Annotated in this window: 16 protein-coding genes and 1 pseudogene; 9 read left to right on the top strand and 8 right to left on the bottom strand. The window is 55.1% G+C overall.

All coding sequences use genetic code 11. The features are described 5' to 3' along the window. Window positions 1–561: 561 nt before the first annotated feature. The 8 genes and pseudogenes from V7676_RS12980 to V7676_RS12945 form a co-directional block, all read right to left on the bottom strand. A pseudogene (locus V7676_RS12980) lies at window positions 562–953 on the bottom strand (IS5 family transposase); the annotation flags it as partial. A 337-nt stretch (window positions 954–1,290) separates the two neighbouring features. Next, entirely contained in the window at window positions 1,291–2,043 is a 753-nt protein-coding gene (locus V7676_RS12975) for an SDR family NAD(P)-dependent oxidoreductase (protein ID WP_335660125.1), read from the bottom strand. Next, window positions 2,040–3,473 carry an FAD-dependent oxidoreductase gene (locus V7676_RS12970; RefSeq protein ID WP_335660124.1) on the bottom strand — a complete coding sequence of 478 codons (1,434 nt, stop codon included), beginning with the start codon at window positions 3,471–3,473 and terminating at the stop codon, window positions 2,040–2,042. Before V7676_RS12970 ends, V7676_RS12975 begins: the two co-directional genes overlap by 4 nt. Then, on the bottom strand, window positions 3,470–4,318 hold the full coding sequence (locus V7676_RS12965; protein WP_335660123.1) for an isocitrate lyase/PEP mutase family protein: 849 nt from the start codon (window positions 4,316–4,318) through the stop codon (window positions 3,470–3,472). Before V7676_RS12965 ends, V7676_RS12970 begins: the two co-directional genes overlap by 4 nt. A gap of 4 nt (window positions 4,319–4,322) precedes the next feature. Beyond that, a complete protein-coding gene (locus V7676_RS12960; RefSeq protein ID WP_335660122.1) occupies window positions 4,323–4,916 on the bottom strand; it encodes an isochorismatase family cysteine hydrolase in 594 nt (197 codons plus the stop codon). A 68-nt stretch (window positions 4,917–4,984) separates the two neighbouring features. Beyond that, window positions 4,985–5,899 carry an SMP-30/gluconolactonase/LRE family protein gene (locus tag V7676_RS12955; RefSeq protein ID WP_335660121.1) on the bottom strand — a complete coding sequence of 305 codons (915 nt, stop codon included), beginning with the start codon at window positions 5,897–5,899 and terminating at the stop codon, window positions 4,985–4,987. After that, window positions 5,899–8,256: a TonB-dependent receptor gene (locus V7676_RS12950; RefSeq protein WP_335660120.1), complete on the bottom strand. Its 2,358-nt coding sequence runs from the start codon at window positions 8,254–8,256 to the stop codon at window positions 5,899–5,901. The genes V7676_RS12955 and V7676_RS12950 overlap by 1 nt, the downstream gene beginning before the upstream one ends. Window positions 8,257–8,438: 182 nt before the next feature. Further along, window positions 8,439–9,338 carry a LysR family transcriptional regulator gene (locus V7676_RS12945; protein ID WP_335660119.1) on the bottom strand — a complete coding sequence of 300 codons (900 nt, stop codon included), beginning with the start codon at window positions 9,336–9,338 and terminating at the stop codon, window positions 8,439–8,441. 115 nt (window positions 9,339–9,453) lie between these two features. Here V7676_RS12945 and V7676_RS12940 point away from each other — a divergent pair, with 115 nt between their 5' ends. The 9 genes from V7676_RS12940 (at window position 9,454) to V7676_RS12900 (ending at window position 18,304) form a co-directional block, all read left to right on the top strand. Continuing rightward, window positions 9,454–10,353 (top strand): VOC family protein, encoded by a 900-nt coding sequence (locus tag V7676_RS12940; RefSeq protein WP_335660118.1) that lies wholly within the window; start codon window positions 9,454–9,456, stop codon window positions 10,351–10,353. A gap of 30 nt (window positions 10,354–10,383) precedes the next feature. Next, the gene (locus V7676_RS12935) at window positions 10,384–11,268 is read left to right on the top strand and encodes an alpha/beta fold hydrolase (protein ID WP_335660117.1); all 885 of its coding nucleotides are present in this window, start codon (window positions 10,384–10,386) and stop codon (window positions 11,266–11,268) included. A 3-nt stretch (window positions 11,269–11,271) separates the two neighbouring features. Then, window positions 11,272–11,871 (top strand): flavin reductase family protein, encoded by a 600-nt coding sequence (locus V7676_RS12930; RefSeq protein ID WP_335660116.1) that lies wholly within the window; start codon window positions 11,272–11,274, stop codon window positions 11,869–11,871. Further along, a complete protein-coding gene (locus tag V7676_RS12925; RefSeq protein WP_335660115.1) occupies window positions 11,849–13,090 on the top strand; it encodes an acyl-CoA dehydrogenase family protein in 1,242 nt (413 codons plus the stop codon). Before V7676_RS12930 ends, V7676_RS12925 begins: the two co-directional genes overlap by 23 nt. Window positions 13,091–13,151: 61 nt before the next feature. Next, window positions 13,152–13,958, top strand: a complete 807-nt coding sequence (locus V7676_RS12920; protein WP_335660114.1) for an aspartate/glutamate racemase family protein — start codon at window positions 13,152–13,154, stop codon at window positions 13,956–13,958. Continuing rightward, window positions 13,955–15,301, top strand: coding sequence for an FAD-dependent oxidoreductase (locus V7676_RS12915; RefSeq protein WP_335660113.1), 1,347 nt, complete (start codon window positions 13,955–13,957; stop codon window positions 15,299–15,301). The genes V7676_RS12920 and V7676_RS12915 overlap by 4 nt, the downstream gene beginning before the upstream one ends. Beyond that, the gene (locus V7676_RS12910; RefSeq protein ID WP_335660112.1) at window positions 15,298–16,059 is read left to right on the top strand and encodes a hypothetical protein; all 762 of its coding nucleotides are present in this window, start codon (window positions 15,298–15,300) and stop codon (window positions 16,057–16,059) included. The genes V7676_RS12915 and V7676_RS12910 overlap by 4 nt, the downstream gene beginning before the upstream one ends. Further along, window positions 16,056–16,793: an electron transfer flavoprotein subunit alpha/FixB family protein gene (locus tag V7676_RS12905; RefSeq protein WP_335660111.1), complete on the top strand. Its 738-nt coding sequence runs from the start codon at window positions 16,056–16,058 to the stop codon at window positions 16,791–16,793. The genes V7676_RS12910 and V7676_RS12905 overlap by 4 nt, the downstream gene beginning before the upstream one ends. Before the next feature lie 122 nt (window positions 16,794–16,915). Next, on the top strand, window positions 16,916–18,304 hold the full coding sequence (locus tag V7676_RS12900) for a sulfatase family protein (RefSeq protein WP_335660110.1): 1,389 nt from the start codon (window positions 16,916–16,918) through the stop codon (window positions 18,302–18,304). Window positions 18,305–18,731 lie beyond the last annotated feature (427 nt).

Here is an 18,731-nt window from a genome sequence, read left to right as displayed (position 1 = left end):
TTGCCAACCAAATGGCGCATCCGATTATTGTAGCAGCCATTGGCGGTGAATCGTTCTTACGTCGCCACGATAAGAAAATTTGTGACACGCTTGCAAATCTGAGCGATCAGGAGCGGGGCGAACTGCGACAGACAGCGATTGCGGCATGTGCTTCCATCATGCGCGACTGCGACGACCAACAAGTTCGCGCTGCCATTGGACGGCACAAGAGACTCAAAGAATACGATTCTAGTGATTTCACTAGGATCGTCGATATAGTATCGGGTTTTGATCAGGTCATTACATGTGCTCATATTCTTACGGAGACATCAAATCTCCTATCTTACACCAACCAAGATGAGAAAGGTCTTTTGCTCAAGGGATTAGGTGGTTTACTAATAGATATGGAGGAATTACAGCCGCATTCAGTTGATGCCTGTGGGCATTCCTCGTTCCTAAGGCTTAGTTTGACAGACGCCGTTTTGCTCACGATGGAAATTTCGGGCGCGCACCTGCTCACAGTTGATCTTGATTTGACCATCGCAGCCCTGCAGGATGGACGAGACGCTGTGAATTACAACTGGTATCGCGATGGAGCTTGGAGTTTAAGCCGCCCTTCGTTTTTCCGATATATCGGGGAACAGGCCCTTTTTTAAAAGGATGGCAGCGGTACGATGTGCTTTCAGATGCGTGGCATCGATCAACAGCATATCATCGGCATCGCGAGTAGCAGCCAGAGCAGAGAATATCTTGTTGAACACACCCATGCAGCTCCAGCGGACAAACCGATTATAGATTGTTTTGTGCGGACCGTAAGCAGCGGGGGCATCGCGCCAACGCAAACCATTACGGATAACAAAGATGATCCCGCTCAATATCCGCCGGTCATCCACCCTTGGAACGCCATGCGATAACGGAAAATATGGCTCTATCCGGCGCATCTGCGCTTTGGTCAGCAAAAATGGATCATCCATGGCAGCACCTCCTTCGATGCCGACATTGAATCACAAAAATACCGCGATCGAAAACGCTTTAACAGATCCTGACCCTAGGTTGAACCGAGAGCGGGCCGACCGGTCTCGGCCCGATGAAGCGGCTTACTAGACGCCCAAGGCGATCAAAGGAGACCGACAAAAAACGCTTAAATTGTAGGATGCAAGGAAATTTTACTTTCTGACTATTTGCTTACTTTTTATCAATTGTTTGGTTCCCACAAGATTTATGTACTTTCGGTATGTGATCGACGCTAGTGAAAAGGAGAATTTATAAGATGGCAGTTACCGGATCTGTTCGATGCTAGACAGCATTCTGTTAGTCCATCCAGAGGCCACCATTCACGTCCACGATCTCACCGGTCATATAGGAACCTTCGTCGGCGCAAATCCATGCTACCAGACCGGCCAGTTCCTCTGGCCGCCCCATTCGGCCCACGGGGATTTGGCGAATGAGCGTTTCGGGAAAGTTTGCGGTCATCTTACTGGCGATGGGGCCAGGTGCGATGGCATTCACGGTCACACCATGCGCAGCCAGTTCTTTGGCCAGATACAGTGTGAGCGCGTGTACGCCGGCCTTTGCCGCACCATAAGCGGCATTAGCTGCCTTGTCCTGTTCGCTCTCATCAACCCATGGCCGTGGATTGCCTCCATTCTTGCCCAGCACCGAACCGATATTTACGATTCGTCCCCAGCCGGCCTCGCGCATGATCGTGGCCGCGGCCTGACATGCCAGGAATACCGAGCGCAGGTTGATCGCCTGGATGCGGTTCCATTCATCGAAAGTGATCTGGCCGAACGAACCGAGCGATGTGACTCCTGCGGCATTGATCAAGATGTCGAGCGAACCGAGATCGTCCACGATTTGTTGGCAAAACGGGCCAAAACTCTCCACCAAGGCAAGATCAACTTCGAGTTCGAGATCCCCAACATGATCGTCACTGGCAAGGTTACGGTCCATGATCGCAATTTTCGCGCCCATGTCAGACAGGCGGCGCGCGATGACACCGCCGATCATTCCTGCACCACCAACGACGAGGGCAACTTTCCCTTCAAGTGGCGCCCCGGTCACGGGATTGCGTTCGCTGCATGGGCGCCAGCCAGTTTGCCGAAGGTCGCCCCGCGCAGCACTGAAGTTGACCCGGTATAGGTGCGGAAATACAAACCCATTGTCTCGCCAGCGGCATAGAGGCCGGGCATCGCATCGCCGTCCTGGTTCAGAACCTGCCCGTTGCGATCGACCTTCAGCCCGCCAAAGGTGAAGACATTCGCCGAGATGATCGGCCATGCGCGATAGGGAGGATTATCAACGGCGCGCGCCCAGTTTGACTTAGGCGGCCATAACCCTTGGGTTGCAAGGCCATCTAATTCGAGTGGTGTGAACACTCCTTCGCCGCAAGCCTCATTGAACGTTTCCATACTGGCGCGCAGCCTGTCAGCGGGCAGTTCCAACCTCTCGGCAAGTTCGCCTATGGAGGTGGCTGTTATCGGAGGCTGGTCAGTTCGGCTGCCCTTCTGCCAATTGGGCACATCGTCCAGTTTCGTATCAGTGATGAACCACGCGATACCGTCGCGCTGACGATAGATCGCTCGCGTGACGGCCTCGTAATGAGCGTCCACCGTGCCAGGTGCCTCGTCGGTGAAACGGTCACCCTGCTTGTTCACCAGAATGCCATAGGGAAAGGTGAATACAGCCGGTTCGGCGATGCCCGAGCGCGGGTCAATCGGTTCGGCGTGATAACTGCCGAAATCGCCATTGGGTGCAGCGCCTGCTCGCAAGGCCATCGCGATGCCTTCGCCCTTGTTATAATGTCCACCGCGCGCCACCGGTCGCAAGTTAACCGCCCGCGGGCCAAAATAGTGGGTAAGCATCTCCGGATTGCCTTCAAACCCCCCGCTGGCGAGGATCACTGCGGCGGCGTCCATGCTGTGAGTTCCTGTCCGGGAGCGCACGACCAGTCCCGTCACTTTGCCGTTCGCGCATTCAAGATCGAGCGCGGTGGTCTCAAACAGAAATTCGACGCCTGCATCCTTGCAGGCTTGTGTCATGGATTTGATGATGGCCAGTCCGCCGCCCACAGGCAGCAGCCGCGTGGTAGTGGTGGTGATGAAGGCCGTTGGCAGGAAATCGAACGCGACTCCCTTTTTCTCCATCCACCGCAGGGTCGGTCCGGCATTCTCCGCCAGCGATGTGGCAATCTCAGGATCAACAACTGACTGGCTGCGCGCAATCGAAGACCAGTCCGCCACATCGGCTACCATTTCCTGCTCGATCGCCGGATCAACATAGCCACCGCGGTTTTCCATCAGGTGATCGACCATGTCGTCAGCCACCTCGTCCACCGACTTCATACGCAGATAGGCTTCGGTGTAGCGGGTATTACCGCCATGCTCGCCTTCGGGAGCACGTTCAATGATCGTGACCTTGGCACCGCTTTCGGCAGCAGACAGCGCCGCGCTCAGTCCGGCGACACCGCTGCCAACCACCAGAACATGTATCATTGCGAAAACCTTTCTTCCAGCGCGTCCCATTTGTGCTTGGCAACGGCGCGCTGCCGTTCTTCGAAATCAGCCAGTTGATCACCAACCCGAGCGAGGGAACCGTCTTCCCGAAGTGCCGTGAGCACGTTGGAACTGGCCCTGACCGCTGCCTGAAGGGCGGCATTGGCATAAAGTACCAAGCCAAAACCCATCTCGGCAAGCTCTGCCTGGGGAAGGGGCGGAGTCTTGCCGCCGTGGACGATGTTGGCAACTTGGGGCACGGGCAAGGCCGCGATGCGCAGCATCTGTTCACGGTCGCACGGAGCTTCCACGAAGGTCATGTCGGCACCCGCTTCGATATAGGAATGTGCACGGTCCAGCGCCGCGTCGATGCCATCAACGGCAATCGCATCGGTGCGGGCGATCACAAGTGTACCTTTGGTACGTGCGTCGACAGCGGCGGAAATTTTGGCCACCATATCTTTTGCGGGAATTACGGTCTTGCCGCTGAAATGCCCACAGCGCTTGGGAAATTCCTGATCCTCCAATTGGATCGCAGAAGCACCAGCGCGCTCAAGCACTTTCATCGTGTGCCAGGTGTTCACGGCATTGCCAAAACCTGTATCCGCATCCACGATCAGCGGCAGCGTTATTGCCTCGGCAATACGGCTGACAGTCTGTGCGACTTCATCCAGCGATGTCAGGCCGATATCCGGTGCGCCCAATGCCATATTGGCGATACCGGCACCGGTAACATAACAGCATTCGAAGCCTGTATCTTCAACGATGCGGGCAAATAAGGCGTTGGAGGCACCAGCCGCGATAGTGGCCGACCTGCGGTCGGCTATGGTGGTGAGAATTGACATCGCGTCAGACTGCGGACGCTGAGGTCAGAAACTCTTCGGTCGAGATTACCTTGCCTACGGCAGGAGCAATATTCTCGATGAAGTGCGCGTGCAGGGCCGGATTGGGGGCCGCACATATATCCTCGATGACGAGGGGAGCGAAGCCTGCGTCGTCGGCAAAACGCGCAGTGCTTTCTACGACAAGATGCGTCGCCACACCTCCAAGATAGAGCCGACGGATGCCATTTTGCATCAACCAGACCAGCAGACCGGTATTGAAGAACGGGTTAACACATTGCTTGGTCACAATCAGCTCATTATCGAGCGGAACGACGGCGGGATGAAATTCGCTCCCCCATTCGCCAAGGATCGCGGCCTTGTTGTTCTTCAGCCCGGCAATCCGGTCGGCCACGCTCAGACAATCCTTATAGTCTGCCCGGAAACCAAGCCGCACATGGATTACGGCAATATCATGCTCGCGCGCGGCAATCAGGGCCTTGGCGGCGTTGTCGAGTACTCCTCGCTGCTGAACAATATCGGCGAGGCCATGGGCGCCCACCTTTCCCTTGGGATCGACCATTTCATTTTGAAGATCAAGAAGTAAGAGTGCTGATTTCACGTGTGTTTCCTATAATTATGGTTGTTTGAAGTGGCCTGGTGTTTATCGATGACTGTCAGTTTGAAGCGTTACATTGCCGGAGAATGGAACTCCTCACCGCGTTGCCGCGCGCGCCAGATTTCGCCTTTCTGCGCTTCCGTGATGTAGAGCCAACCGTGATGGTAACTCACATTGGTCGGCATTCTGCCTGCTTGCGGCGGAAGAACGATATCGGCTTGCCGTTGCCCTTCGGAAGTGAATATTGAAACTGTTCCAGCTTCGATGTTGGCAACGTAGAGTTCGCCTGAAGGACCATATGCCAAACCGTCCGGGCCTATGCCGCCCAACGTATAGGCGAAGACGTGCGCCAAGTTGTAGCGACGCTTTGAATGCAGCGAAGGATATGAGACAATCCGCTTCGCCCCGAACTCGGCTATCAAAACATTATCGCCATCCGGACTGATCGCTATTCCGTTCGGGAAGGCCAGATTTTCGGCGATCAGTTGCAAGTCCGATGCTTCATGTGCCAGATAGAAGACCCGCCCAGTCCGTTTTGCGAAATCGGAGCCTCCCGGTACTGTAAAGTAGATGCCACCTTGTTCGTCAGCGACCAGGTCGTTGACTGCACCCAAAGCCCCCCCCTCGTAGCTTTCGGCGAGCATATTTGTTTCGCCGGTTGCAGGATGGAAAATCATCAGCCCGTTGCTGACCGCTACGACCAGAGATCCGTCGGGGCGCAATAGCAAGCCGTTTGGCTGATTATCGAATTGGTTGGCGGTTTCGCATTTTCCTTCCGGTGAAATCCGAAATATGTTGCCGCCAAGGGGGTCGCTCGCGACAAGAGTGTCGTCATCAATAAAGGTTGGGGATTCCAGGAAGCCGCCGCAGGTGGAGTAATGCTCGATGTTCCAAGCCCCTTCCTTGGTGGGAGGGAGGCCGCCTGCGGCAGTTGCCAGCAGAGTCAATGCGCCAGCACCGGCCAAATAGCGGCCTCCGAGAACCATTAGTACTTGAATCTTAACTGGAATGCGACGGAACGTGGGCGCTCTGGGTAAAGGACCACCGCACCGTTAGACGTAGCCAAGGGAGCTTGGAAACTTGATGTGGCTTGGTCCGACAGATTTTTGCCAATCACGGCAAACTCCCAAGCTTTGTCGGACGGACCAATTCCAACACGAAGGTCAAATTTGGCATATCCATTCTGTTCAAGCAGGGAGTCTGCGGCCGCACTGAGGAAATAGCGCGAACTGAAGTACATCTGTGGATCAATCCGCAAATCGAGATTGCCTACTGGAAGCGTTAGGTTCGCACCGAATGTACCGCTCCATCTGGGGGCAAATGGCCGATTCTTCCCAGATAGGTCTTGAACGCAATTTGGCGTCAATAACGCTCCGAGAACGGTGCAAGCGCCGTTCGGAAAATCACGATAAGTTGAGTCGAGATACCCTAGTTCACCACGCAACTGGAACTTCGGTGACACCTTGATTGCTGCACTCAGCTCGATACCTTGAACCCGCGATTTGGCGGCGTTGGCAACCCGAGAGACAATAGTTTGGTTGGCTCCCGAACCGACGAACACAATCGTCGTTTCCTGAAGGTCGCTGTAATCACCTCGGAAGCCAACCAAGCTGAACGTTAGTGCACGATCGAATGCCGTGCCTTTGATACCAGCCTCGTAGGCATCCACCGATTCAGGGCCAAAAACACCGCCTTGTGCGCTAGCATCAAAACCGCCTGACTTGAAGCCAATAGTATAGGAGGCATAGGCCATGATTTCAGGGGTGAGGTCGTACTGCAAGCCGATGGAGGGCATCCACTTATCATCGGTGCGCTTTGTAATTGGATATTGGGCTAGATTGGCACCGCGACCGGCAGCGAGGATTTGTTGCGCAACATCAGGGAGCGGATTAACGAAGGTAAGCGTGCCATCCCCAACGCCGAAGGTCATCGTCCGGGAACCCCGCTTCTCGACAGAAGTGTAGCGAAGCGCAGCATTGATTCGCAGAGGTTCAATTGGGTTCCAGGTGATCGAACCAAAAGCTGAATATGTGTTGGTTTCTTCATCAAGGGTCGGACTGCCGACCACTGGATCGTTAGGCGCCAGATAAGGGGCCAAGGGTGGCACAGCTAATGCGAATGGAAGTAGGAAAAACCCTGTGCGATTTACAAGATCAAGGTCTGTTTTTGCATAATAGGCACCCGCCATCCATTCCAGTTCACCGCCAGATGTAGAAGTCAGCCGAATTTCTTGGCTGAATTGTTCAAACTGCTCCTCGTTGCGGGTTGGCAGCAAACCATCCCCACCGATCCCCACTTGCGGGGTCGGGATTAGCTGGATTTTCGCCGCGTTGTCGTGCTCGAAATAGCTAGTGATCGATGTCAGCGTAACGCCGCCTAATTCGAAACTGTTTGTCCAACCAAGTTCAAAATAGTCGTAATCGAAGTAGCTTTCTTGACCAGCGGATCGATAGTCAAATTTATCATCCGTTGCTCCTCCAGCGAGATACCCGCCGCAAGCAAGGCCCGGCCCGCCATATTCTGGCGCTGGAGGGCAATTGATTATTTCAGAACTGAATGCGTCGTCCGAACGCAAGCGCGCTCCATCAATGCGTAAGTCGGAACGCCAGCTATCGGTGACATCCGCTCGAATTGCAAACCGCCCGATCAGGTCTTTCGTGTCTGGTCCATCAGTGCCCAGAGTTACATTGTCGATATAGCCATCCATGCCTGCAACGCGAACTGCAGCTCGAATAGCCACACGGTCACTTGCCGGAATGGTAACTCCTGCCTCAACGGCATATTCTCCGTCAGACGGTGAATACAATGCACTTCCATTAGCGGAAAATTCGAAGTCGGGTTTACGCGTCACAATATTGAGTGCGCCGGCGATCGCATTATTGCCGAAGAAAGTCGTTTGCGGCCCCTTGAGGACTTCTATTCGTTCAAGATCAAATAGTGCAGCCCGCGTAGCTCTTGACCGGCCGCGATAGACGCCGTCCACGAATGTTCCGACCGATTGCTCGAACCCTGTGTTCTGACCTGAGCCAAGTCCACGGATTGTCAGTACATCGGCATTCGTACCGCCTGTAATCCGGACGTTTGGAAGTCGTGCGGTGACATCTTGAAGGTCGCGCAAACCAAATTCTGTGATCGCTTCGCCATCAACCACCGAAACCGAGACAGGAACGTCTTGTAAATCTTGTTCGCGCCCGCGTGCAGTGACCACAATGATATTTTTATCGGTTTCGTTTGCAGATGCGGAAGCGCCATCATCCGGCTGCCCCTGCGCAAAGGCGGTTGAAGGCGCGAGCATAAGCCCGAGCACCAAAAGCGAGCACTCAACTGTGTTTTGTTGTTTCATTAGCTTCTCTCCCAATGACGACCCACGCATTGCGGTTCTAGTTCAGTCGCGGCCTTTGACACGCTGACTAAACTCGTCGTCCTCTGCTGAGAGCGCTACGCAACAAGCCTAATCATTGGAAGTGATAATATCAAATAGCCGCTATCATTAACGGTGATACAAAGCTATTGATCTGGCACGCCTTATGAAGTTATATCTGTCAAAGTTCTGCGCAGCCAAGCCAGAGCCGTATCGACGCCATTTTCTTGATGCCAGACGGCGATGATCTCAATGGCTGGTGTTGGCAGTGGTGGGATAATCCACTTGATATCCCATTCCCCCAGGATCGTCGTAGCAAGTCGGCGAGGCATGATTGCAACGGCGTCGCTTTCCGCCACAATTCGTGGAAATATGAGGTAGTTTCCCATCGTTAGGCTGAGCTCTGCCTCCGAGCCTTGCTCGTGCCACAGCATCGTCTCGTGATTGAACACCGCACGCGGTATGGCCGAATAGCCGATGTGTCGAAGCGATAGGAATGCCTCGCTGCTCATTCCTTCATACAACGCGGCATTGTCTTGTGCGCCTATACAGACATATTCGTCCTTATATAGCGGCATGTGCTCCATTCCCGAAACCCGCAATGCATTTTCCGGCAGAATGAGCAGGTCGATATCCGGACGTGAACCACTGCTCAGAAACTGTGGCTTCATGTTCACGAAGTCAAACGATAGGTTAGGCGCTTCCTTTGCCGCTCGTTGGAGCAGGTCGGCCCCAAACAGCGCGACGATATAATCGACAGTGGCGATAACCAGCCGGCGCTCGACCCCAAGGAACTGACCTTCAGAGTAGGAGATAATCTGCCGCGCATTGTCGAGCAGGGATACAACTTCCGGCATGATACCTATGACGAAAGGCGTCGGGACCATCGCGTTTCCGGACCAGATAAATAGCTCGTCGTTTAAAGCACGCCGCAAGCGGGTTAGGGCAGCGCTGACTGTCGACTGTCCTAGGTTGAGAGAGCGCGCCGCAAGAGTCACTTTACGGGTCATCCATACCGCTTCGAGCACGGTAAGCAGGTTAATATCGAAGTCTCGTATCTTCATGATGCTCACTATCGTTATTGGTAATACTGGATATCAATAAATATCGCTTTTCGCAACGGGAAAACCCATCGATACTCTCAGTCAATTAGCGCGACAACAGCGTGGAGAGGGCAAAATGGCAGAACTGGAAAACCTTGCATATATCGTAGCTGAAGCGAGCGACCTCGACGCGTGGGAAGAATTTGCCGTGCAGGTTTGCGCGATGATGGTCGGCTATCGCGATGATAACAGCTTGGCCCTGCGGATGGATGACCGGCCTTGGCGCATCCGCCTCGAAAAGGGCGATTCCGACGACATTTTAGCTGTCGGCTGGGCCTTGGCTTCCGAAGAAGAGCTTGAGGAATATGTCGCCCAGTTGCGTAGCCGCGATGTCGCCGTCACCCAACAGTCAGATGAGCTGGCCGAGCAGCGGATGGTACAACGGCTCTTTGTCTTCACGGACCCCAACGGGGTTGACCATGAACTTTTTTCAACGATTAATTTTCCTGACAAGCTGGAGCCGTTTTCGTCTTCGGTCATGCGCGGAAATGGCTTCGTCACGGGGGAGCTTGGGATCGGTCACATTCTGCCCGTGGCGCGGGATTATGAGGAGTCGAAGCAGTTCTATGAAAAATGCATGGGGCTACGCTTCAGCGACCGCATTCGGGAGGAAATTGCGCCCGGCATCTTTGCAGACGCAACTTTCTATCACACACATACCGGAAGGCATCATTCCCTTGCCACCGGCCAGTTCCCATCGAAAAAGAAACTTAATCACATCATGCTCGAATTTCGTTCGATGGACGATGTCGGTGCAGCCTATGACCGGGCAATAGCGGCAGGCGTCCCGATCATACTCGAGCTTGGCCACCATCCCAATGACCAGGCGTTCTCTTTCTATATGGTCGCGCCTTCGGGCTTCGGCCTCGAACTTGGGTTCGGAGGACGTCTGATCGACGAGAATTGGGAACCGCAACTGTACGATGTGATGTCGGATTGGGGGCATGCCCGCAACGTGCAAACCATAAGCGCCTGAAAGTCGTGCGCTAAATTCAAGAGGATAATTATGTCAATCTGGATCGATCTACTGGGCGCGGAAATACGCTATGTCGAAACCCCAACATTTGGGCGTGTGCGTATTGCTGAGGCCGGCAAGGACAATACGACGGCTTTGTTCCTGATGCACGGAATAGGGGGGCATCTCGAAGCCTATTCGAAGAACGTCGTCCCACTTGGCGAGCATTTCCATACGATTGCCTTCGATTTCGTCGGACATGGGCTGAGCGAGAAAATCCTCGATATGGAATATCCACCTGAAATCTATGCCGATCAGCTCAAGGAGCTGATGGATGCAATGGGCATCAACACCGCGCATGTCTCGGGTGAATCGCTGGGCGGCATGGTAGCATGTCATTTTGCCATCAAACATCCTGAGAAATGCCTGCGACTAATCCTCAACACCACCGGCGGGATTCCGATCGTCACAGAAAAGGGCAAGAATGACCTGCTCGAATTGGCGCAGCTCACCGAGAAAAATTACGGCAAGCCGCCTAGTTTCGAAAGTATAAAAGAGCGCATGCAGTGGCTTCTTTATGAAGGCAACTGGGAAGATCTTCTGACTGAAGAACTGGTCAACAGTCGGCTTGCGATTTATTCGCAACCGGAATTCCAGCGATGTGCGCCATTTGTCTTCGCGCGCCTTAACAAGGTAAAAGATTCAGGCGGAGCACCCGACATGGTCGACCTGGAGAAGGTTGAGCCTGAGACATTGATGTTGTGGACGAGCCACAACCCGATCCATGACGTCGAAGCGGCCGAAGCGGCCTTGCCGAGGCTGCCGCATGGTCAGCTCTACGTGATCAAAAAGAGTGCTGGCCACTGGCCGCAATATGAATCGCCAGAGGAGTTCAACCAGATCGTTGTGAACTTTCTCACTAAGGGCAAAGTCTGACTGATGCCAGCCAGTGTCAAAACCAAGGAATTTGTGCCGCAGGACGGCCAGCAAACATTGATTCCGCCTGACTTGTTCAAGCAGGGGATGCGGCGGCTGGCCGGTGCGTGCACAATTATTACCTCCATCGCTCCTGGGCAGGGGCGAGAAGGCTGGGCCGGCCTCACTGCCACTGCGGTGACCTCCGTTACCGCCGATCCACCGAAAATCCTGGTGTGTATCAACCGGTCAGTATGGGCACATAGAATGATCACGCGCTCTCGAGTTCTAGGTGTCAACGTATTGGCCGATGATTGTCTGCATTTGGCGAACCGCTTTGCAGGAGGTTGCAAGCCCGAGGAGCGATTCGAAGAGGGTGTGTGGCTTACCAGCACTTCGGGAGCTCCGCTGCTCGCCGATGCTTTGGTGAGTCTTGATTGCATCGTATCAGAGCATGTTGAGGCGAGCACTCACGATATCTTCATTTGCGATGTTCTGGGCATGATCCAGCGTGAGCGCAAAGGAAATCCATTAATCTATTTTGACGGGGCATATTTGTGTGATGCCGAAGCCTTAGAGCCCGTCGCCAATAAAGGAGAGAATGATGAGCACCGTAGCAAATGAAGAGAAACAGGTGGCAGATTATGCTCCTGAGAAGGTCAATAATGAGGGCCGGACACCCACTGGAGACGAACTCGTAGCGCGCGCAGCCGCGATGGTTCCAGGGCTACGCGCCCGGGCTGATGAGATCGAAATCAACCGCGCAGTTCCCGATGACGTGATAGAGTCTTTTAAGAATGCCGGATTCTTCCGTATTCTGCAGCCGGAGAAATGGGGAGGCTGGCAAATGAACCCCATTGTCTTCATGCGTGTGTTGCAGGAGCTGGGCCGAGGCTGTGGCGCCAGCGCCTGGGTCATGATGATCCTGGGCGTCCACAACTGGGAGTTCGGACTTATGGCTGACCAGGCGGGTGATGACGTCTGGGGTGAGGATGATGAAACCATTGTCGCTTCGTCTTATCCTCCGGTCGGCGAAATGACGCGTGTCGAGGGCGGCTACAGATTGAAGGGCCGTTGGCCGACGTCGAGCGGCACCGATCACGGCAAATGGGCCTTTATCGGCGCGCTGGAGCGCAACGAAGTTGGTGTTCCAGTGGATCGCATCACGCTTCTGGTCAACCAGGATGATTATGAAGTCATCGACGACTGGTATACATTCGGACTGGCGGGCACTGGTTCCAAGAGCCTGCTGATCAAGGATGCCTTCATCCCGGAGCACCGGACCCATTCGATGATCGACTATCGCGACGATGATCGTCCGAAAATGTACAAGTTTCCTTTCTCCATGATCTTCTATTCCTCGGTATCTGCGGTCATCATCGGCTTCGCCCAGGGCGCGATCGACGTATTCACCGAGCAGATGAAGGTGCGTGAGGATAACGGTACCGGCGCTTCAACCCGGTTGAGTCCATATGTTAAGGACCGCCTCGGTAATGCTGTTGCGCGGGTGCGATCCTCCAAGATGCGCATGGAGCAGATGATGGCTCATGCGACCGAGATCGTCGAACATGGCGAGTTGGTGCCCAACGAAGACCGGATAGCCTACATGCTGGACATAGCGCGGGTCGGCCGAGAATGCGAAGAAGCTGTGCTACTGCTTTACAAATGCTGCGGCGCGCGCGGGGTATACAAATCCAACCCGATCCAGCGCTATCTTCGCGACGTGTTGGTGGGCGCGAACCACATCACGCAAGACGGGGACAATAATGCCGGTGCCCTCGGCGGTTTCCTGCTGGGTGAGGGCCTGCCACCGTTAATGTATGAAAAACCGGCCAGCAACTAGGGCTAGCGTTTCTCCCTCCGGGTGGCTGATGCAAGCCACCCGGATAAACTGCAAGGCAGACATGACCCAATCTATCCGTATCTGGCACCAGAGCTTTACCGTATTATCCGATCTTGGCGCGTATAATGAAGCGCTGGAAGAACATTTCCGCCGGGTTTCTCGCCCGGAAACCGAAATCGTCATGCACGGGATGCGTCCCGGTACATATCGCACCAATTATCCGGGCGATGATATCAAATATGCCGGGTTCCAGTGGCTGCATGGACTGCAGTTTCTGCAGAATGCAATTCAGGCAGAGGCCGACGGGTTTGATGCCTTCGCGCTCAGCACGTTGCCGGAACCCGGATTGACCGAGATCAGGCAAATGCTGTCCATTCCGGTGGTCGGTTACGGTGAATCCGCCGCCCGCGCGGCAGTTCGTGACGGCCGCAAATTCGGTGCGCTGGTGTTCATTCCCGATCTTGCCGAATTATACCGGGCGAATGTGCGGCGCTACGGGCTTGGCTGCAGATTGGTGGGGGCTTGCCCGGTTGGTTTTGGCTTTGCCGATATTCTGGCAGCTTTTGACGATCCGGACTACGTAATAAGCGAGTTCAAACAGTCAGCGCGAGCACTGATCGCGAAAGGTGCCGAAGCCATCGTACCCGGCGAGGCGCCGATGAATGTAATCCTGACCAGGAACGGTATTACCGAAGTTGACGGGGTCGAGGTCATCGATTGCCTGGGGACATGGGTGAAAGCTGCCGAAAGCGCTGTTGACCTGTATCGCGCTGAAGGCGCGCCTTCCCTCGCAGGCTATTTCGAGGCCACCCCCGAACGCGAGCGCCGCAACGAATTACTCGAATATTACGGGATCTGCACGAGATGAGCGATTTGATTGTCGTGGGCGGCGGTGCCGCAGGCTGGTCTGCCGCGCTGACTGCTGCACAGGCGGGACTCAACGTATGTATTCTGGAAAAGCTCGGGGAATCGGGCGGTTCGTCCGCGCTCAGTGGCGGTTGCCTTGCCTTTGCCGGGACTGATCTGCAGCAGGAGCAAGGTGTCGAGGACAGCCCAGATCTTCTCTTCGCGGACCTGCGAGAGGTGGGCAAGGAGGAAAATGATGAAAATCTGGTCCGCACCTACTGCGATCGCCAGCTTGAGGTCTACGGCTGGTTGAAAGACAGCGGAGTCACCTTCAGTCCAACTCTGGAAACGGCATCCGGCCAATCTGTTCCGCGCGTTCATACAGTGGACCCGGCGGATTTGGTACGCAATCTGGCACGTGCGGCGCAGGCGACGGGAAAGGTGGATTATCACCCGTCCTGCGCAGCACGCGAACTGATCCGGGAAAATTCACGGGTCGTCGGTCTGGTGACGACCCAGGGAGAGGAGCTCAGGGCCAAACGCGGGGTGATACTTGCAAGTGGAGGCTTTGCCAAAAATCCTGAACTGCTTAAACTTTTCGCGCCCCATTATGAAGAGGCAGTGTTCGTTGCCGGTGACGGGTCGCAGGGAGATGGCCTGCGTATGGGATGGAAACTTGGTGCCGATATGCGCGACATGGCTTATGTCAAAGGCACCTTTGGCAAGCATCCCACCGACGAAAGCAACGACCACAGCTTGCAGGCCGTTTACAAGGGGGCGATCGCCGTCAACCAAAACGGCAAGAGGTTCGTCGACGAGAGTATTTCCTACAAGCTGCTTGGCGATGCCGTGATGGCCCAGCCTTGGCGCACCGGCTACCAGATCATGGATCAGGCAATCTTCGACACCGGCGATGATCGCGTCCGAATCCTCGATTTCGGGCGACGACTGGAAGAGGGGCTGTTCTATACGGGGGACACGATCGAGCAACTGGCGCGCCAGATTGATATCGATCCTGAAGTACTCAACGAAACAATCGCACGCTACAATAGCGGGGTGGATCTGGGTGAGGACAGCGAATTCGGCCGCAAGCATCTGGTCCACCGCCATGGCAGCCTGTGCAAGATTGAACAGCCTCCTTTCTACGCATATCCTTCGACGGCTGTTGTTTTCGGCACCTATTGCGGACTTCGTATCGATCCGAAGGCACAAGTTATCGATGTCGATGGTCAGCCGATTGCAGGGCTTTATGCGGCCGGCGAAGTGACCGGCGGGTTCCACGGCGCTGCCTACATGACGGGATCGGCCTTGGGCAAAGCCATCGTTTTCGGACGCATCGCAGCGGAAAGTTGCGCACAACCATGAAGATTCTGGTGTTCATTGCCGGTGTCTCCGACCCGAAATGGCCGGTTCGCGCCACCGATAGAGCGATGCCTTCTATCAGGCCTGACCAGATTGTGCTGAGCCCGTTCGATGAAGCGGCACTCGAGCTGGCGCTGCAAATCCGCGACGCCAATCCGGCTACGCAGATTATCGTCAAGGTGGCTGGCGGACCCGATGGTGAGACGCTCGCGCGCAAGGTGGCGGCATCCAATCCCGACGAAATTGCGCTTTTGCCTGCTGGAGATGACTGGAATCTAGAGGCATCCGCGCACATGCTAGCCAGCCAGGTTGAGGGGGCAGAGCTAGTCGTCATAGGCCGCGAATTTGGCGATTGCGACCCCGGATGCGTGGCGGCACAAATGGCCGCAAGACTTGGGCGCCCGATTTTTTTCGACACGCAATTTGTCGAGCAGACAGAAAACGAAATCCGGTTCGGCCGGGAACGTGAAGACTGTATAGAGCGCCTCGCTTTCTTGGACCCTCTCGTCATTTCGACAACCAATGACGAGCGCCTCCGATTGCGCAAACCCCTGATGAAAAACGTGATGATGTCGCGCAAGCGTGACATTCCATTTAGCCCATTTGGCGCTAACGACATGATTTCATGCGATGATATCGAGTTGGTCGGCGTAGGCGAACTCCTCAACGGCCGAAACGAAGCGCAATGCGAATTCCTGCGAGGCGATCTCAGCGAACAGGCCCGAAAGCTGGCCGATGTGATCTCCGGGCATATGACATGAGTGGGTTTGCGATCGTCAAACTGCATCCATCAGCCGAATACGACCGCGTCGAGTTGCCTGCGACCGACGCCCCCTCTCTCTATCTTTTGCCGACCGGCGAAGAAGCGCTCGCCGGATATCTCGCGGCCCAATTCGGTCTGGTGCAATTAGGGCGGATCACTTCTTTCGAGCAGGATGGAGCGATCCTGACCGTTCATCGTGCCGCTTTTGGCGGTAGGCTGGATTGCGAGCTCAGGGTTAGGGGCAAGTCGTGCATCGCGACCACGGCCATGCCGTTTTCGTCCGATATCAGCACCGAAATTCTCCCGTTGCCGCTTCCCGGAGTGGAACGATCGCCGCTCGACGATGCGGGTGTTCCGCTGGAACGTGCTACGATCGTTGCCGCTGGTGGCCGCGGACTCGACCAAGGCGGTTTTGATGCGCTCCTGCGGATTGCTAGGGCTAGTGGCGGTGCGGTTGCGGCCAGTCTGCCAGCTGTGGATCTGGGCCTCGCCTCGGTAGCCAGTCAGGTCGGCCAATCGGGTAAGTTCGTCACACCGGAAATTTATCTTGCCGCGGGGTTGTCCGGCACGCCGCAGCATATGGCAGGGATAGGCGAAGGCACGACAATAATTGCTGTCAATTCCGATCCAGAAGCCGCGATCTTCAAATTTGCGACCCTTGGTATGGTTGGTGATGCGAATAAAATCTTGCCTGAATTGGCCCGGTGCCTTGAACAAACAGGTAAAGGCTAATGAAAAGCACAAGGTTTGTTGCAGGCGGTAGCTTGATGATCAAGGGTGACGAGATCACCCATTTCGGCTCCTATTTTATGGCATTAATTCGGGCATATGACTGAACTGAAGGAAATTATACGATGCAACTCCGTTTTAACCGCCGCCAGACACTGGCAGGCCTAGTAGCAGCTTCGGCCAGCTCGGTTTTCACCTCCCCGCTGATAGCAAAGGCAGGAAGCGACCTGCCCAATATCATTTTCATCATGGCCGACGATCTTGGATATGCCGATCTGGGGTGCACGGGTTCGCGCACTATTAAGACCCCGCATATCGACAGTCTCGCTGAAAACGGGATGCTGCTCCCGCAGGGGTATGCGAACAGCTCTATCTGCTCGCCCACGCGCACGGGTCTGCTTACTGGCTGCTACCAGCATCGTTTCCCGGTTGGGCTTGAAGAGCCGGTCGGACCCTGGACCCCGGAAGGCACCGGCATACCTGAAGAACGACGTACCATCTCCGAGGTGCTGAGGGCGAGGGGATATGAGACATCTTTGGTAGGAAAGTGGCACTTGGGCAATTCGCCCGATATTGGGCCTACTCGGCATGGCTACGATCATTTCTTCGGAATTCTAGATGGCGGCGCCGACTATTTCCGCCACCGCCCGGTGATGGGCGGGCAGGATGTCGGGTCGTTCCTGATGGAACAGGAGGTCGAGGCCCAGAGAGTCGGTTATCTGACAGATGTTTTCGGGGACGAGGCCGTTAACCGCATCCGCAACAAGCGCAAACCGCTGTTCATGTCGCTGCATTTCACAGCGCCGCATTGGCCGTGGGAAGGGCGCGAAGACGAACAAGTCGCGCGTGAGCTGATCAACATTTACCACTATGATGGCGGCAGTCTGGACACCTATCGCCGGATGGTCGAGGCGATGGATGACAATGTCGGCAAGGTGCTGGCTGCCTTGCGGGACCGGGGCGAGCTTGAAAATACGATCATAATCTTCACCAGCGACAATGGAGGGGAACGCTTCTCCGATGTCTGGCCCTTTATCGGTATGAAAGGGGAATTGCTCGAAGGCGGGATCCGCGTGCCGATATTGTGGCAGTGGCCGGCAGGCTCCCCGCGCGGCGTTGTCAGTGAGCAGATGATGATGTCGATGGATTTTCTGCCCACCTTGCTGGCAATAGCGGGTGGCAAATCCATGCCCAGCGAGTTCGACGGTATGGACCTATCACCTCAATTGATGCGGGGCGCCACCCCAATCGAGCGGACGCTGTTTTGGCGGATGAAAAATGCAGGTCAGGCGGCCGCAAGGCGTGGCGACTGGAAGTTTCTAAAACTGGGAGACAAACAGCAGCTCTTCAACCTGCGCCAAGATCAGCACGAGCGCGCCAATCTGGCGCAGAAGAATCCGGAAAAGATGCGCGAGCTTCAATCGGCATGGGACGCTTGGAATGTGCAGATGCTGCCCTATCCGGCAGATAGCTACAGCCATGATAATCGTGATTTCCTGATCGAGCGATATTGATGCGGTTTTCCCTGGTCCCCAGCGGAGTTAGGAAGCGTTGATGTTGACACCGTCACAGATCGTTTTCAGTGTGACTCACTTATGCCAGACCTTTCCGGTATACACCAGGTTATGCGGAAGCTTCGTGAGGAATCGACCAAGAGTGACACTTGCATCTGCGCAATGAGTGGCGAGCCATGATAGCGGATGAGGCAGTCCGAGGTCGACTAAAATCAAGCTGCGGAAATGCCTGGCTCGTCAGCCAATGTACAGCTCATCGCTGACGTCGATCGTCTAGACCTCTGTTGTGCGCCCCAGCGAATCGGTGATTGCCGTTGCGAATGCATGGCCTTCCTTGGCGAGTTGGATTTTGTAGATATGTAGGGACTCGTGAGACATCTTCTGTAAAATTCTGATGCAGGAAGGAGATGATCGAATGACCAAGGAC

Origin of the sequence: Parasphingorhabdus sp. (assembly GCF_036963805.1) — a bacterium.
GTDB lineage: Bacteria > Pseudomonadota > Alphaproteobacteria > Sphingomonadales > Sphingomonadaceae > Parasphingorhabdus.
Note: the sequence above shows the minus strand (reverse complement) of the source record. Positions and strands in the feature narration are given on the sequence as shown.

Excerpts from the sequence above, each read along its gene's own strand:
- V7676_RS12970 (WP_335660124.1), bottom strand. The coding sequence starts at position 3,473 with ATGATACATGTTCTGGTGGTTGGCAGCGGTGTCGCCGGACTGAGCGCG.
- V7676_RS12965 (WP_335660123.1), bottom strand. The coding sequence starts at position 4,318 with ATGTCAATTCTCACCACCATAGCCGACCGCAGGTCGGCCACTATCGCG.
- V7676_RS12955 (WP_335660121.1), bottom strand. The coding sequence starts at position 5,899 with ATGGTTCTCGGAGGCCGCTATTTGGCCGGTGCTGGCGCATTGACTCTG.
- V7676_RS12950 (WP_335660120.1), bottom strand. The coding sequence starts at position 8,256 with ATGAAACAACAAAACACAGTTGAGTGCTCGCTTTTGGTGCTCGGGCTT.
- V7676_RS12945 (WP_335660119.1), bottom strand. The coding sequence starts at position 9,338 with ATGAAGATACGAGACTTCGATATTAACCTGCTTACCGTGCTCGAAGCG.
- V7676_RS12940 (WP_335660118.1), top strand. The coding sequence starts at position 9,454 with ATGGCAGAACTGGAAAACCTTGCATATATCGTAGCTGAAGCGAGCGAC.
- V7676_RS12935 (WP_335660117.1), top strand. The coding sequence starts at position 10,384 with ATGTCAATCTGGATCGATCTACTGGGCGCGGAAATACGCTATGTCGAA.
- V7676_RS12930 (WP_335660116.1), top strand. The coding sequence starts at position 11,272 with ATGCCAGCCAGTGTCAAAACCAAGGAATTTGTGCCGCAGGACGGCCAG.
- V7676_RS12925 (WP_335660115.1), top strand. The coding sequence starts at position 11,849 with ATGATGAGCACCGTAGCAAATGAAGAGAAACAGGTGGCAGATTATGCT.
- V7676_RS12920 (WP_335660114.1), top strand. The coding sequence starts at position 13,152 with ATGACCCAATCTATCCGTATCTGGCACCAGAGCTTTACCGTATTATCC.
- V7676_RS12915 (WP_335660113.1), top strand. The coding sequence starts at position 13,955 with ATGAGCGATTTGATTGTCGTGGGCGGCGGTGCCGCAGGCTGGTCTGCC.
- V7676_RS12910 (WP_335660112.1), top strand. The coding sequence starts at position 15,298 with ATGAAGATTCTGGTGTTCATTGCCGGTGTCTCCGACCCGAAATGGCCG.
- V7676_RS12905 (WP_335660111.1), top strand. The coding sequence starts at position 16,056 with ATGAGTGGGTTTGCGATCGTCAAACTGCATCCATCAGCCGAATACGAC.
- V7676_RS12900 (WP_335660110.1), top strand. The coding sequence starts at position 16,916 with ATGCAACTCCGTTTTAACCGCCGCCAGACACTGGCAGGCCTAGTAGCA.